We start from the raw sequence: 14,810 nt of genomic DNA, 5'->3' as shown, positions 1-14,810 counted from the left end.
AGTCGCTGACATGGCCGAGGCCTACATAGTCGAAGCGGTGCGTACGCCCGTCGGGCGGCGCGGGGGTGGACTGAGCGGTGTCCACCCGGCCGATCTGGGCGCTCATGTGCTGACCGCCCTGGTCCAGCGGTCGGGCATCGACCCGGCGGCCGTCGAGGACGTCGTCTTCGGCTGCCTCGACGCGGTCGGACCGCAGGCCGGCGACATCGCCCGGACCGCCTGGCTGGCGGCCGGGCTGCCCGAGGAGGTGCCGGGCGTGACCGTCGACCGGCAGTGCGGCTCCTCCCAGCAGGCCGTGCACTTCGCCGCGCAGGCCGTGCTCTCCGGCACCCAGGACCTGGTGGTCGCCGGCGGTGTCCAGAACATGTCCCAGATCCCGATCGCCTTCGCCTCCCGGCAGGCCGCCGAGCCGCTGGGGCTGACCGAGGGCCCCTTCCTGGGCAGCGAGGGCTGGCGCGCCCGGTACGGCAGGCAGCCCGTCAACCAGTTCGCCGGCGCCGAGATGATCGCCGCCAAGTGGGGCATCAGCCGCCGGGACCAGGAGGAGTTCGCCCTGAACTCCCACCGCAGGGCGCTGCGCGCCATCGACGCGGGCCGCTTCGAGCGCGAGATCGTGCCCTACGGCCCGGCCGCCGTGGACGAGGGCCCGCGCCGGGACACCTCCCTGGAGAAGATGGCCGCCCTGAAGCCGGTCGTCGACGGCGGCACCATCACCGCCGCCTGCTCCTCCCAGGTCTCCGACGGCGCCGCCGCGATGCTGCTCGCCTCCGAACGGGCCGTCCGCGAACACGGGTTACGCCCCCGCGCCCGCGTCCACCACCTCTCCGTCCGCGGCGAGGACCCCATCCGGATGCTCTCCGCCCCGATCCCGGCCACCGCGCACGCCCTGAAGAAGACCGGCCTCACCATCGACGCCATCGACCTCGTCGAGATCAACGAGGCCTTCGCCCCGGTCGTCCTCGCCTGGCTCAAGGAGACCGGCGCCGACCCCGCCAAGGTCAACGTCAACGGCGGCGCGATCGCCCTCGGCCACCCGCTCGGCGCCACCGGGGTCAAGCTGATGACCACCCTCCTGCACGAACTGGAGCGCACCGGCGGCCGCTTCGGTCTCCAGACGATGTGCGAGGGCGGCGGCCAGGCCAATGTGACGATCATCGAGCGGCTCTGAGCCGCTCCAGCCCCTGAAGCACCTCCTCGGCCTCCTTCACGATGCGGGCCACCAGCTCCGCGCACGACGGCAGGTCGTCGATCACGCCGGCGACCTGTCCGGAGGCCATCACCCCGAGGTCCGTGCGGCCGTCCACCATCGCCGACCTGAGCAGCATCGGGGTGTTGGCGGCGAGCAGCAGCTGACTCCAGGACAGGGACTTGCCGTGCCGCAGGGCCAGGCCGTCGCGGGCCATCTGCGGCCAGGTGAGGCCGGAGAGTCCGCGGAAGACGGCCGCGTGGCGTGCGGCTCGCAGCAGCCGTCGCGTGCGGCCGGTGTTCTCCAGGGAGTCGACCAGCGGGGTGCGCAGCATCCGGTGCGGCAGCCCGTCCACCGCCCTGGTCACCGTGACGTCCCTGACCGTGGCCGCCAGATATCTCGCCTTCACCGCGTCCGGCACGGTCGAGTCCGAGGTGAGCAGGAAACGGGTCCCCATCGCCACCCCCGCCGCCCCGTAGGCCAGCGCCGCCACCAGCCCCCGGCCGTCGAAGAAGCCCCCGGCGGCCACCACCGGTATCCGTACCGCGTCCACCACCTGCGGCAGCAGCACGCTCGTCGCCACCTCACCGGTGTGCCCGCCGCCCTCACCGCCCTGCACGATCACCGCGTCCGCACCCCAGGCCGCGACCTTCTCGGCGTGCCGCCGGGCCCCGACCGAGGGGATCACCACCACGCCCGCCCCCTTCAGCTCGGCGATCAGCTCGGCGGAGGGGGCGAGCGCGAACGACGCCACCCGCACACCCCCGTCGACGATCAGCCGGACCCGGTCGCCGGCGTCGGCCGCGTCCGCCCGCAGATTCACCCCGAACGGGGCGTCCGTACGGCATCGCACCTCGGCTATCGCGGCACGCAGCTGGTCGAGGGTCATGGTCGCGGAGGCCAGGATGCCGAGCGCCCCGGCGTTGGCCGTCGCGGAGACCAGCCGGGGGCCCGCCACCCAGCCCATCCCCGTCTGCACGATCGGATGCCGGACCCCGACCAGCCGGGTCAGCGCGGTCTCCATCAGCCCGCGACCTCCTTCGTCCGCGCGCCGCCGGGATCCAGCACCTCACGGAGCAGCCGCAGTTCCTCCGGGCCGGGTTCGCGGGTGTACGGCACCTCCTCCGGGACGGTGAGCTCGAAGTCCGTGGCCTCCCGCACCTGCCCCACGCTCACCCCCGGATGCAGTGCGGCCAGCCGCATCGAGCGGTCCGGCGTCTCGAAGTCGAAGACGCCCAGATCGGTGACGACCCTCGGGATGCGGTGGAAGCGTTCCGTGCCCGGGTGCTCGGCCACCCGGTCGTACCCCACCCCGCACACCATGTCGACCTTCGCCACGAACACCCGTCGGGAGTGTTTCGGGACCCAGTAACTCGTCGGGTTGTTCAGTGTGTTCAGGGGTGCTCCGCGCACCCCGAGCAGCTGGCGGCGGGGTCGCGACCAGTCACCGATGGCCGAGATGTTCTGGTTGCCGTACCGGTCGAGCTGGCTCGCGCCCATCATCACGTGCCGGCGGCCACCGGCCACCAGGGTGAGGTGCTGCCGGTAGGGCAGCCAGCCCTCGGGGGTGCCGTCCGGGCGGACCAGCAGGGCCTCGCCGTCGGTCAGCAGCAGGTCGGGGGCGAAGGTGAGCCGGGCCAGCCGGGCGCCCAGGGAGGGGATCAGGCCCATCGGGCTCGCCAGGATCTCACCGGAGCCGCGCCAGGCCTCGGCGCAGGCGATGACGCAGTAGTCGGCGCGCAGTACACCCATCAGCCCTGCTCCTCCTGCCAGTTCCGCACCGCGGAGCGGTAGGCCTGCTCGTCCCCGGCCAGGAACCGCTCGGAGAACTCCGCCCACGGGGTCGTCGCGTACAGCCGCTGGAATTCCTCGTCCCGCCCGTGGTCGGGTGCGCAGGAGGTGAAGTGCGCACCGCCCGGCGCCTCCACGACCCCCGTCACGTGCAGCCGCTTGACCAGCAGCGACTGCGCGGCCGCCGCCTTCGTCAACTCGGCCGTGTCCACGATCTGTTCGCAGGACACATAGGCCGTCTCCGCCGCCTCGCAGAACAGGTCGTCGAAGTACGGGTCCGGGCCCAGATACTGTCCGTTGCCCAGCCGGTCGGCGCGGTTGACGTGGACCAGGGCCGCGTCCAGGCGCAGGGCGGGCATCGCCACGAAGGTCTCCCCGTCGTCGTACGGCGACGTCACCGTCCGCAGGCCGGGGTTGACCCGCATGACGTCCGAGCCGAGCCCCGCGCGCACCGGCAGGAAGGGCAACCGGTTCGCGGCCGCGTGCAGGCCCCACATGAACATGCCCTCGTCGACCTCCGTCAGCTCCAGGGCCCCGCGCTCGCGCGCCGCCCGGTAGTGCGGTTCCAGCGGGATGGAGTCGAGGGTGACGAAGGGCGCCACCAGCCTGCGCACCCGGCCGGCCGCGACCAGCATCCCGACGTCCGGGCCGCCGTAGGAGACCACGGTGAGGTCGTCGATGCCGCTCCGGAGCACGGCCCTGACCAGGCACATCGGCTTGCGTCGGGAACCCCAGCCGCCGATGCCCAGGGTCATGCCGCTGCTCAGCCGTGCGACGGCCTCGTCCGCGGTCATCGTCTTGTCAGTCACTCCCCGCACCCTCCTTCCCGAAGGTGTCACGGACCCGGTCGGCCACCCCGCTGAGGGCGGCCTCGAAGGTGAAGCCCTGTTCCAGGCGGTAGCTGCGCCGCACGTCGACGGGGTCGATGCCGTTGATGGCGGCCTTGGCCAGGCGCAGCAGCCGGCCGTCCTTGGCGGCTATCTCCCGCGCCAGCTCCAGCGCCGCGGAGAACAGCTCCCCGCGCGGCACCACCCGCCACACCGAGCCGTGCGCGTGCAGCTGGGCCGCCGTCGCCGTGCGCGAGGTGTAGTACAACGCCCGCATCAGATGCGCCGGGACCAGCCGGGCCAGATGCGTGGCCGCGCCCAGCGCGCCCCGGTCCAGCTCGGGCAGCCCGAAGACGGCGTCCTCGCTCGCCACGATCGCGTCCGCGTTGCCCACCAGGCCTATCCCGCCGCCCAGGCAGAAGCCGTGCACGGCCGCCACCACCGGGGTCTCGCACTCGTACACCGCCGCGAACGCCTCCGCGCAGGCCCGGTTGGCGCCGAGCAGCGCCTCGTTCCCCTCTGCCTGTATCTCCTTGATGTCCACGCCCGCGTTGAAACCGCGGCCCTGCGCCGCCAGCACCACGCACCGGGTTTCGGGGTCGCGGCCCGCCGCGCGCACCGCGTCCGCCAGCGCGAACCAGCCGCGCACCGGCAGCGCGTTCACCGGCGGGTGATCGACGGTGACCAGCGTGACGCCCTTTTCTGGAAACGAGGTGGAGACACCCATGGACGCATCAGCTACCTTCGCACTCAGCTACCTTTCCACCAAACATTTGTTAGGTGTGAGGCTTCGAAGCTAGCAGCCGGTGCGAGCAAGCGGGAGGCCCTGTGGAAAACCTGGCCCGAGGCCCTGTGGACGACTCGATGCACGGCCGGACCGTCGTGGTCACCGGCGGTACCCGGGGCGTGGGCGCCGGGATCGCCCGGGCCTTCGCCGAGGCCGGCGCACACGTTCTGACCTGTGCCCGCCGACCGCCCGGACAACCCCTCGACGGCGTCGAGTTCACCCCTCTCGACCTGCGCGACCCGCCCGCCGTGCGCGCCTTCTTCGACGCCCTGCCCCGGGTCGACGTGCTCGTCAACAACGCGGGCGGCACCCCCTACCGGCGGCTCGACGAGGCGGACGCCGAGCGGCACGCCCGGGTGATCGAGCTGAACCTCCTCACCCCGCTCACCGCCTCCCTCGCCGCGTACGAGCACCTGCGGCGGGCCCGTGGAGCGGTGGTGATGATCGGCAGTGTCAGCGGCGGCCGCCCCTCGCCGGGCTCGGCCGCCTACGGCGCTGCCAAGGCGGGACTGGAGAGCCTCGCCCGGTCCATGGCGGTGGAGTGGGCGCCGGAGGTCCGGGTCAACACGCTGGTCGTCGGCATGGTCCGCACCGAGCTGGCCCACCTGCACTACGGCGGCCAGGACGGCGTCGACGCCGTCTCCCGCACCGTCCCGCTGGGCCGCCTCGCCGCCCCGTCCGACATCGGCGCCGCCGCCGTCTTCCTCGCCTCCGACGCGGCCGCCTACATCAGCGGGGCGAGCCTGCTCGTGCACGGCGGCGGGGAACGGCCCCCCTTTCTCGATGCCGCAACTGCCAACAAGCCGTCCGACCAGGAGGACTGAGATGAGCGGAATCTGCGCGGGCCGGGTCGTGGTCGTCACCGGCGCCGGGCGCGGGCTCGGCCGGGCCCACGCGCTGGCCTTCGCCGCCGAGGGCGCCCGGGTCGTGGTCAACGACCTCGGTGTCGGCCTCGACGGCGTGCCGGGCCCGGACAGTCCCGCCGGGGCCGTCGTGGACGAGATCCGCGCGGCCGGCGGTGAGGCGGTCGCGCACGGCGGTGACATCGCGACCACCGCCGGCGCCGCCTCGCTGATCGGGACGGCCGTGGACACCTACGGCCGCCTCGACACCCTCGTGAACAACGCCGGGTTCCTGCGCGACCGCATGCTCGTCAACCTCGGCGAGGACGACTGGGACGCGGTCGTGCGGGTGCACCTCAAGGGGCACTTCCTGCCGCTGCGGCACGCGGCCGCACACTGGCGGGCCGAGGCCAAGGCGGGTCGCACCCCGGTGGCCCGGATCGTCAACACCAGCAGCGGAGCCGGACTGCTGGGCTCGGTCGGGCAGGGCAACTACAGCGCCGCCAAGGCCGGCATCGTCGGCCTCACCCTGGTCGCGGCCGCCGAACTGGCCCGCTACGGCGTCCAGGTCAACGCCGTCGCCCCGGCCGCCCGCACCCGGATGACCGAGCGCGCCTTCGCCGCGACCATGGCCGCCCCGGGCTCCGGGTTCGACGCCATGGCGCCCGAGAACGTCTCCCCGCTGGTGGTCTGGCTGGGCTCCGCCGCGAGCGCCGGAGTCAGCGGGCGGGTGTTCGAGACCGAGGGCGGCCGGATCACCGTCATGGAGGGCTGGCGAGCGGGGCCGACCGCCGGCAAGGGCGCCCGCCGGAGCCCGGCCGAGGCGGGGGAGACGGCACTGAAACTGCTGGCCGAGGCGACGGCGCCGGGGGCGGTGTACGGAGCCTGACCGGCGGGTCGGCCTACGTGTCGCACTCCAGCACCGTCCGGCACAGTGAGCACCGGGCCCGGACCCGGCCCCGGACCGGCACCCTGATCCGCTGGTGGCAGGTGGGGCACGGGAACGAGACCCGCAACTGACCGCCGCCGTCGGGCGTGAAGGTGTAGGGGGTACCGGAGTGCGGGGCCGGGGCCGCGGGGGCGTGCCGGCGGTCCCGGGCGTAGCGGCGGCGGCCCGCCCAGCCCGCCGCGGTCAGCGGCGGCTGCTCCTCGTCCTGGCGGGCCCGGGCCATGCCCTTCTCGTACGCCGTGTAGGCCTGCGGACTGGTGAACCAGACGGACGGGTCCTCATGGAAGACCAGGGCTCGCTTCGCCAGGACGTAGCCGAACTCCTCCGGGGTGAGGTAGCCGAGCTTCTGGGACGCCTCCCCGTGCTCCCGGTAGGCGTCGAGCAGCAGCCAGCCCGCGCCCAGGTAGGTGGTCGCCGTGTCCGTGAGGATCTCGTTCGCCGGGGTGCTCGGGAAGGACAGGTCCAGCCGGTGCAGGTAGACGTGCATCACCTCGTGGGCGAGGGCCGCGCCGATGTCCCTGCGGTGGGTGCGGAAACGGTCGTTCAGCTCGATGAAGTACTCGGGGCCCGCGGTGAGTTCGACGTTCGCCGCGTGGGTCATCTCCCGGAAGCCGACGATCATCCGGGCGTCCGGCAGCCGGAAGTGCCGGACCATCTCGTGGGCGACCCGCTGGGCGCCGAGGTGGAGGTCGTCGGTGTCGCAGAACGCGACGTCGGCGGGGAGCACGCTGGTCGCGAAGGTCTGGACGGTGTCGTACGACAGGCGCCGGTACAACGCCGTGATGGCGGCCCGCACGGTGTCCAGGTGCGGGTAGCCGTGTTCCACCGGGCCGCCGTTCGCCACGTCCCTTACCCCCACCGACGTCGCCGGAGCTGTCTTTCTCAGTATGCGGGGGGACGGACGAAAATCGGGGGCGGAAGGCTGTTCGGTGCCTGCGGGCTCGCGGGGGCTTGTCGCGCAGTTCCCCGCGCCCTAGAGGGGCGCTACGCGTGCCGTTCCTTGGTCCGTCCCCTGGAGTTCCAGGATCCAGACCTCGTTCGTGCCCTCCCTCAGGACCGGACCCGGCACGTACAGCGACTCCTGAGGGCCGGCGGACCAGTACCGCCCCAGGTTGAAGCCGTTGATCCAGACGAAGCCCCGGGTCCAGCCGGGGAGTTCCACGCGGGCGTCCCCGGCGCCGTGGACCGTCACCGTGCCCCGGTAGAGCCCGGGCGTGCCGTCCTGCGGGAGCGGGTCGAAGGCAACCGCCTCCACACCCCCCTCGAACGCGTCCAGATCCAGCCCCCGCGCGCGTACCCCGTGCAGGAACTGGCGTTCGTGCAGGAGGCCGCCGGTGATGCCCTTCGTCTCGCCCGAGCGGGGGCCGTAGTTGACGCGGCCCAGGGACTCCACCCAGAGCTCCACGCGCGCGGGGCCGGCGATCGGCTTCTTGAGCTGGGGTTCCTCCTCGGTGAGCACGCCGGCCCGCTCCCCGTCGACGTACACGACCGCCAGATCGCGCAGCCCCCGCGCGGTGAGCGGATACGGCCGGCGGGGTCCCGGCACGTCCGCCTCGTAGCGGACCAGGCCCCGGCCGATGCCCAGCTCCTCGAAGGTGGGCGGGACGGCGTGCACGCGTTCCGGGCCGCCGAGCGCTTCCAGGACGCCGGCCAGGGGCGCCCAGCCGGTGATCGCCACGTCCGCCGCCGAAGGCAACACGGCCGGGGCGGGCGGCGGTTCGGGCAGCGGCTCGGCGTGGTACTCGGCCAGCACCTCCCGGAAGCGCCAGAACTTCTCCGTGGGGCGGCCGTACTCGTCGATCGGCGCGTCGTAGTCGTACGAGGTCACGTCCGGCTCCAGCGGGCCCTCGTGCAGCTCGCCGCCGGGCCGGTTGGCGCCCGCCCAGCCGGCGAAGTTGGTGCCGCCGTGCGCCATGTAGACGTTCACGGAGGCCCCGTGGCCGAGGATCTCCCGCAGCGCCGCCGTCGCGTCCTCCGCGTCCCGTACGACGTGCTCACCGCCCCAGTGGTCGAACCAGCCGCACCAGAACTCCATGCACATCAGCGGGCCCCGCGGCTGGTGCCGGCGCAGCGTCTCGAAGGCCACGCGCGCGTGGGAGCCGAAGTTCACCGTCGCGAGCAGCCCGGGGACCGAGCCGCCGGTGAGCATGTGGTCCTCGGGGCCGTCCGAGGTGAACAGCGGCACCGTGACGCCCTCCGCGCGCAGCAGGCCGGTGAGGTGCGCCAGGTAGTCGGCGTCGGAGCCGTAGCTGCCGTACTCGTTCTCGACCTGGACCATGATCACCGGGCCGCCCCGGTCCAGCTGCCGGGGTACGACCTCGGACAGCAGCCGGCGGAACCAGCGGTCCACGTACTGGAGGAAACGCTCGTCACGCGTGCGTGCCCGGGCGCCCAGCTCGCCCGTCACCCAGTGCGGCAGACCGCCGTTCTCCCACTCCGCGCAGATGTACGGCCCGGGGCGCACGATCGCCCACAGGCCGGCGTCCCGCGCCGCGTCCAGGAAGCGGCCGAGGGCCTGGACGTCCTGGAAGGAGCCCGGGCGCGGTTCGTGCAGGTTCCACGGGACGTAGGTCTCCACGCAGTTCAGCCCCATGGCGCGCAGCAGCGCCAGCCGGTGGTCCCACTGTGCCTCGTGCACCCGGAAGTAGTGCAGCGCGCCGGACAGCAGCCGTACCGGGCGGCCGTCGAGCAGGAAATCCGTTTCGCCCACCGTGAAGTCGCTCATAGGTTCACCCTGGACCCCTGGTGGGCGCCGAGACCATGGACAAAGATCGGCAGCAGTTGGACTGAAGAGCCGAGAAGAAGGAGCGCGCAGTGCCGGGAGGGGCGCCCGTCTTCCACACCTGGATGCGGTTCTTCACACCCGGCCCCGTCCAGCACCGTCTCGGCCTGGTCTGCCAGGGCGTCGGCCTCCAGTACGGCGCGGTGCCCGCCGTCGGCCCGCGCGTGCTCGACGGGCACGTCGCCGTGGTGATCAGTTCCGGCCGGGGCTGGTACCGCGCACCCGACGGGCGCCGTACGACGGTGACCGCGCCCGCGCTGGTGTGGCTGACACCGGGCGTCCCGCACCACTACGGGCCCGACCCGGACAGCGGCTGGGACGAGGGCTTCGTGACCTTCACCGGGCCCGACACCGCGACCTACACGGAACTCGGCTACATCGAGCCCGAGCGTCCCGTGGTGCCCCTCGCGGACGCCGCCGGACCCCGGGACGTCATCGCCCGCATCGCCCGGGCCGCCCGCCACGGAAACCCCCTCCTGGAGGTCGAGACCGGCGCCGCCGTGCACGAGCTCCTGGTCGCCCTGCGTCGCGCGCGTGCCGACCTCGCCCCCGACGGGGACCCGGTGCTGCAGGCGCTCGCCCGGGACGCCTGCACCGGCATGACCGTGGCCGACCACGCGGCCCGGCACGGCATGACCCCGGCCGAGCTGCGTACCGCGGTCCGCCGGATCGCCGGGTGCAGCCCCAAGGACTACCTGATCGGCATCCGGCTCGGCCGCGCCCAGGAACTCCTCGCCACCACCGAACTGTCCGTGGCCGCCGTGGCCCGCCGCGTCGGCTACGACGACCCCGCCTACTTCTCCCGCCTGTTCACCCGCCGCGTCGGCATGGCCCCCGTGCGCTTCCGCGCCCAGCAGAGCCGCGCCGTCCCGGACGACTGGAACGACGGCCTCGGCGAGGACGGTCTCGACGTGGAGGGCCTCGGCGGAGACGGCCTCGGTGAAGGCCCTTAGTGATCACGCGGTAGTCCCCTTAGGGTTGACGCCCATGACCACCAGCAACACCGGTACCGGTGACGTCGACCCCGCCGTCCGCGCCGAGCTCGGCCGGCTGCGCGACAGCATCGACAACATCGACGCGGCCGTCGTCCACATGCTCGCCGAACGCTTCAAGGCCACCCAGCAGGTCGGCCGCCTCAAGGCGGTCCACCGGCTGCCCCCGGCCGACCCGGCCCGCGAGGCCCGCCAGATCGCCCGGCTGCGCGCCCTCGCCGAGAACGCCAAGCTCGACCCCGCCTTCGCCGAGAAGTTCCTGAACTTCATCATCGCCGAGGTGATCAGACACCACGAGTCCATCGCCGAGGACACCGTCGGCGACCGGACCGCGGACGCGCACTGACCCGGCCGTACGCCCCGACGAGCGCCCCGGCCCCGCCGGTCCGCCGGCGGTGAGCCGGTGCCCGAACGGGCGTGCAACGGCCGGGCCGCCGCCGGCCGTGCCGCGCCCGCCCGTGCCGTCCCGTCCCGCCGCGCGACTACGGATCGGACATAAGCCGCGTACCGCCCCCACCTCTGTGCGTTGTCGGTGTCATCGGGCAGCATGGCCCGCATGTCCGTACTGACTCGCGACGAAGCGCAGAGCCGCGCCGAGCTCCTCGACGTCCACCGCTACACGATCGACCTCGACCTGACCACCGGGGACGAGACCTTCGACTCCCGGACCGTGATCAGGTTCACGGCCCGATCCGACGGCGACACCTTCGTCGAGATGAAGCCCGTCGAACTGCGCGCCGTCAGCCTCGACGGACAGCCCCTCGACCCCGGGGCGCTGGACCAGGACCGGCTGCCCCTGAAGAACCTCACCGCCGGGGAGCACGAGCTGCGCGTCGACGCCACGATGCGCTACTCCCGCACCGGCGAGGGCATGCACCGCTTCACCGACCCGACGGACGACGAGACGTACGTCTACACGCAGCTCTTCCTGGACGACATACAGCGCGTCTTCGCCGCCTTCGACCAGCCCGACCTGAAGGCGGTCTTCGAGCTGTCCGTCAAGGCCCCCGAGGACTGGACCGTGCTCGCCAACGGGGTCACCGAGCACCTCGGCGACGGCCGCTGGCGGGCCGCCGCCACCCCGCTGATCTCCACCTACCTGGTCGCCGTCGCCGCCGGCCCCTGGCATTCGGTGCGTACCGAGCACCGCGGTCTGCCCTTCGGCATCCACTGCCGCCGCTCGCTGGCGCCGTACCTCGACGCCGACGCCGAGGAGATCCTCGACATCACGCGCGCGTGCTACGACCGCTACCACGAGAAGTTCGAGGAGCCGTACCCCTTCGACTCCTACGACCAGGCGTTCGTCCCCGAGTTCAACGCCGGCGCCATGGAGAACCCCGGCCTGGTCACCTTCCGCGACGAGTTCGTCTACCGCTCCGCCGTCACCGACACCGAGCGGCAGACCCGCGCCATGGTCATCGCCCACGAGATGGCCCACATGTGGTTCGGCGACCTCGTCACCCTCAGGTGGTGGGACGACATCTGGCTGAACGAGTCGTTCGCCGAGTACATGGGCTACCAGACCCTCACCGAAGCCACCCGCTTCACGGAGACCTGGGTCGACTTCGGCGTCTCCCGCAAGGCCTGGGGCTACGACGCCGACCAGCGCCCCTCCACTCACCCGGTCGCCCCCGAGGCCGTCGACGACACCGCCGCCGCCCTGCTCAACTTCGACGGCATCTCCTACGCCAAGGGCGCCTCCGCACTGCGCCAGCTGGTCGCCTGGATGGGCGAGAAGGACTTCCTCGCCGGCATCAACATCCACTTCCGGCGGCACCGGTTCGGCAACGCCACCCTGGCCGACTTCATCGACTCCCTCGCCGCCGCCACCGAGCGTGACGTGCCCGCCTGGGCCGACGCCTGGCTGCGCACCACCGGCGTCGACACCCTCACCCCGGTCCTCGCCACCGCCCCCGACGGCACCCGCACCCTGACCGTCGAGCGCACCGGCAGCCGCCCGCACCGCGTCTGCGTCGGCGTCTACGACCGGGACCTCGCCGACGAGGGCCGGCTGACCCTGCGCGAGCGCATCGACCTCGACGTCCCGCAGAGCGCCCCACAGGCCCTGGGCAAGAGCCCCGCGCTGATCCTGCTCAACGACGGCGACCTGACCTACGCCAAGGTCCGCTTCGACGCCGAGTCCGCCAGGACCGTCCGCGCCGTCCTGTCGGGCCTGCCCGACCCACTCACCCGCGCGGTGGTGTGGAACGCCCTGCGGGACGCGGTCCGCGACGGCGAACTCGCACCCGCCGACTACCTGGAGACCGCCCGCGTCCATCTCCCGCGCGAGACCGACCTCGCCCTCGTCCAGGGCGTACTGGCCTTCACCGCGGTCCATGTCGTCGACCGGTACCTCAGGCCCGAGGACCGCCCGGCCGCCCTCGCCACCGTCTCCGCCCTGTGCCGCGACTTCATCCGGCGCACCGAGGACGGCGACAACCCCGGCCTGCGCCTGATCGCCGTACGGCACTTCGTCCGCGCGGCCGCCCACCCCGACACCATCGCCGCCTGGCTCGCCGAGGGCACCGTGCCGGGCGGCCCCGAGCTCGACCCCGAGCTGCGCTGGCGCATCCTGGGCCGGCTCGCCGTCCTCGGCGCCACCGACGAGGCGCAGATCGCCGCCGAGCTGGCCCGCGACCCCAGCGCCAGCGGCCAGGAGGGCGCCGCCCGCTGCCGGGCCGCACTGCCCGACCCGGAGGCCAAGCGCAGGGCCTGGGAGGCGATGTTCAGCACGGACGACCTGTCCAACTACCTGTTCACCGCCACCGCCCAGGGCTTCTGGCACCCCGAACAGGCCGACCTGGTCCGGGAGTACGTGCCGCGGTACTACGGGGACGCGGCCGCCGTCGCCGCCCGGCGCGGCCCCGCCATCGCGGTCGCCGCCGGCCGGGAGGCCTTCCCCACCCACGCCGTCGACGCCGAGAACCTCGCCCTGGGCCGGGCCTGTCTGCGCGACACCGACCCGGTCACGGCCCTGCGCCGCCGGCTGACCGACGAACTCGACGACCTGGAACGGGCGTTGCGGGTCCGCGAGGCGTAGGGCGGCGGACCTGGGGCGACACGGGCGCGGCTGGTCCCCGATGACGATGCGGGGACCGGTCGCCGCTCCTAGGCTCGGTGTCGAAGGAGCACCAGAGCCCCAGGGAGAGAACCGTGATCGTAGTCACCGGTGCCACCGGCAACGTCGGCCGCGCCCTCGTCGCACGTCTCGTCGCCGACGGACGGGCCGTGCGGGCCCTGACCCGCGCCCCGGAGACGGCCGGCCTGCCCGACAAGGCCGAGGTGGTGAGGTTCCGGCCGGACGACCAGGCCGCCCTGTTCGAGGGCGCGGACAAGGTCTTCCTGTACGTCCAGGGCGCGGGCGGTCGGATGCCCGAGCTGCTGGACGCGGCCCGCACGGCCGGGGTGCGGCAGGCCGTCCTGCTCTCCTCCGGGATCATCCGGGAGGGCGCCGACGAGTCCCACCCGATCCACGCCATGCACGCCACCGCCGAGCGGCAGATCCGCGACAGCGGCCTCGCCTGGACGTTCCTACGCCCCAACGCGTTCGCCACCAACGCCCTCCAGTGGGCGCCCCAGATCCGGGCCGGCGACACCGTCCGCGGTGTCTTCGCCGACATGCTCACGGCCCCCATCCACGAGGACGACATCGCCGCCGTCGCGGAACGCGCCCTCCTCGACGACGGCCACGAGGGTGCCGTCCACCGCCTCACCGGCCCCGCCGCGACCACCAACACCGACCAGATCGCCGCGATCGGGCGGGCCGTCGGCCGGGACCTGGCCTTCGTCGAGGTGGGACCGGAGGAGGCGGGCCCGCTGCTCTTCCCGCAGACACCGCCGGAGCTGGTCAGGGGCCTCCTGAAGACCTTCGCGGACACCGTAGGCGTCGCTCCCGAGATCACCGCCACCGTCGAGGAGATCACCGGCAGCCCGGCCCGCACGTTCGAGCAGTGGGCCGAGGACCACGCGACCGACTTCCAGCCCTGACGTCCCTGACGGCCTCGAAGACCGCGAGATCCTGACGGCCTCGCAGGTTCCGACGTCCTGACCAGGGCCCTCAGCCCGTCGCCGGCCGCAGCTCCGCCCGCCGCACGCCCCCTTCCCGGGGCCCCGCGCGGCGGTTGCCCACCTCGGTCGCCCTGGGCGCCTCCACGCCCAGCGTGAAGCCGAGGCGCTCCAGGAAGCACTCCCCGGACCGCCAGCCCGGCGGCACGCTCGCCGTCACCAGGGACACCCCCTCGGCGTGCGCGAGCAGCGACTCGGCCAGCGCCCGCCCGAGGCCCCGGCCCCGTGCCCAGGGCGCCAGCAGGAACAGGCCCACCGCGACCGCCCCGGGCACCGGATGGTTGCGTACCGCGTCCACCAGGCCCGAGACGACCCCGTCCCGTTCCAGCACGAGCAGCACCTTGTCATCCGGGTCGGCGCCCTCGGGGAGGCCGTAGAACAGGCTCTGCACGTCGCCCGGCCCGGACGGCAGTCCCGTCGCCGCCACGAACCAGTCCTCGCACGCCTCGAACAGGTCGAGCAGCGACGCCTCGTCCGAGGGCAGCGGCTCCCGCACCAGCACCCGCTCACCGGGCACGTCGATCATCCACGCGTCAACCACCCGACCGACGTTAACCCCGGTCAGCCCCGGCCTCAACGCCCCGTCGCC

Annotated in this window: 14 protein-coding genes; 7 read left to right on the top strand and 7 right to left on the bottom strand. The window is 73.3% G+C overall.

Annotated elements, in window-relative coordinates:
- Positions 1 to 10: 10 nt before the first annotated feature.
- Positions 11 to 1,168 carry an acetyl-CoA C-acetyltransferase gene (locus ABZ642_RS13850; RefSeq protein WP_360482110.1) on the top strand — a complete coding sequence of 386 codons (1,158 nt, stop codon included), beginning with the start codon at positions 11 to 13 and terminating at the stop codon, positions 1,166 to 1,168.
- Here ABZ642_RS13850 and ABZ642_RS13845 read toward each other — a convergent pair.
- The 4 genes from ABZ642_RS13845 to ABZ642_RS13830 are packed head-to-tail and all read right to left on the bottom strand — an operon-like array spanning position 1,152 to position 4,531.
- Positions 1,152 to 2,210, bottom strand: coding sequence for a nitronate monooxygenase (locus tag ABZ642_RS13845; protein ID WP_360482107.1), 1,059 nt, complete (start codon positions 2,208 to 2,210; stop codon positions 1,152 to 1,154). The genes ABZ642_RS13850 and ABZ642_RS13845 overlap by 17 nt on opposite strands.
- Positions 2,210 to 2,938: a CoA-transferase gene (locus ABZ642_RS13840; protein ID WP_360482104.1), complete on the bottom strand. Its 729-nt coding sequence runs from the start codon at positions 2,936 to 2,938 to the stop codon at positions 2,210 to 2,212. The genes ABZ642_RS13845 and ABZ642_RS13840 overlap by 1 nt, the downstream gene beginning before the upstream one ends.
- Positions 2,938 to 3,786: a CoA-transferase gene (locus ABZ642_RS13835; RefSeq protein WP_360482101.1), complete on the bottom strand. Its 849-nt coding sequence runs from the start codon at positions 3,784 to 3,786 to the stop codon at positions 2,938 to 2,940. The genes ABZ642_RS13840 and ABZ642_RS13835 overlap by 1 nt, the downstream gene beginning before the upstream one ends.
- Positions 3,779 to 4,531, bottom strand: coding sequence for an enoyl-CoA hydratase family protein (locus tag ABZ642_RS13830; protein ID WP_360482098.1), 753 nt, complete (start codon positions 4,529 to 4,531; stop codon positions 3,779 to 3,781). The genes ABZ642_RS13835 and ABZ642_RS13830 overlap by 8 nt, the downstream gene beginning before the upstream one ends.
- Positions 4,532 to 4,668: 137 nt before the next feature.
- Between ABZ642_RS13830 and ABZ642_RS13825 the strand changes: the two genes are divergently transcribed.
- Together ABZ642_RS13825 and ABZ642_RS13820 are read left to right on the top strand one after the other, a co-directional pair.
- Positions 4,669 to 5,415 (top strand): SDR family oxidoreductase, encoded by a 747-nt coding sequence (locus ABZ642_RS13825; protein WP_360482095.1) that lies wholly within the window; start codon positions 4,669 to 4,671, stop codon positions 5,413 to 5,415.
- A 1-nt stretch (position 5,416) separates the two neighbouring features.
- A complete protein-coding gene (locus tag ABZ642_RS13820; protein WP_360482092.1) occupies positions 5,417 to 6,322 on the top strand; it encodes an SDR family oxidoreductase in 906 nt (301 codons plus the stop codon).
- 13 nt (positions 6,323 to 6,335) lie between these two features.
- Here ABZ642_RS13820 and ABZ642_RS13815 read toward each other — a convergent pair whose 3' ends face one another.
- Both ABZ642_RS13815 and ABZ642_RS13810 read right to left on the bottom strand, forming a co-directional pair.
- Positions 6,336 to 7,226: a hypothetical protein gene (locus tag ABZ642_RS13815; protein WP_360482089.1), complete on the bottom strand. Its 891-nt coding sequence runs from the start codon at positions 7,224 to 7,226 to the stop codon at positions 6,336 to 6,338.
- A 129-nt stretch (positions 7,227 to 7,355) separates the two neighbouring features.
- On the bottom strand, positions 7,356 to 9,107 hold the full coding sequence (locus ABZ642_RS13810; RefSeq protein WP_360482086.1) for a beta-galactosidase family protein: 1,752 nt from the start codon (positions 9,105 to 9,107) through the stop codon (positions 7,356 to 7,358).
- A gap of 122 nt (positions 9,108 to 9,229) precedes the next feature.
- Here ABZ642_RS13810 and ABZ642_RS13805 point away from each other — a divergent pair, with 122 nt between their 5' ends.
- The 4 genes from ABZ642_RS13805 to ABZ642_RS13790 all read left to right on the top strand — a co-directional run bounded on the left by ABZ642_RS13805 (position 9,230) and on the right by ABZ642_RS13790 (position 14,143).
- Entirely contained in the window at positions 9,230 to 10,117 is an 888-nt protein-coding gene (locus ABZ642_RS13805; RefSeq protein ID WP_360482493.1) for an AraC family transcriptional regulator, read from the top strand.
- Positions 10,118 to 10,151: 34 nt separating this feature from the next.
- Complete coding sequence (locus ABZ642_RS13800) at positions 10,152 to 10,502, top strand: chorismate mutase (protein ID WP_360482083.1); 351 nt, start codon at positions 10,152 to 10,154, stop codon at positions 10,500 to 10,502.
- 210 nt (positions 10,503 to 10,712) lie between these two features.
- Complete coding sequence (gene pepN / locus ABZ642_RS13795; protein WP_360482080.1) at positions 10,713 to 13,196, top strand: aminopeptidase N; 2,484 nt, start codon at positions 10,713 to 10,715, stop codon at positions 13,194 to 13,196.
- Between the two features lie 113 nt (positions 13,197 to 13,309).
- On the top strand, positions 13,310 to 14,143 hold the full coding sequence (locus ABZ642_RS13790) for an NAD(P)H-binding protein (protein ID WP_360482078.1): 834 nt from the start codon (positions 13,310 to 13,312) through the stop codon (positions 14,141 to 14,143).
- Positions 14,144 to 14,213: 70 nt separating this feature from the next.
- Here the strand turns inward: ABZ642_RS13790 and ABZ642_RS13785 are convergent, their stop codons facing one another.
- A complete protein-coding gene (locus ABZ642_RS13785; protein ID WP_360482075.1) occupies positions 14,214 to 14,762 on the bottom strand; it encodes a GNAT family N-acetyltransferase in 549 nt (182 codons plus the stop codon).
- Positions 14,763 to 14,810: the final 48 nt, after the last annotated feature.

Origin of the sequence: Streptomyces sp. NPDC007157 (genome assembly GCF_040634235.1) — a bacterium.
In the GTDB taxonomy this organism is placed as follows: Bacteria; Actinomycetota; Actinomycetes; order Streptomycetales; family Streptomycetaceae; genus Streptomyces.
This window is presented reverse-complemented; position numbering and strand designations above follow the sequence as displayed.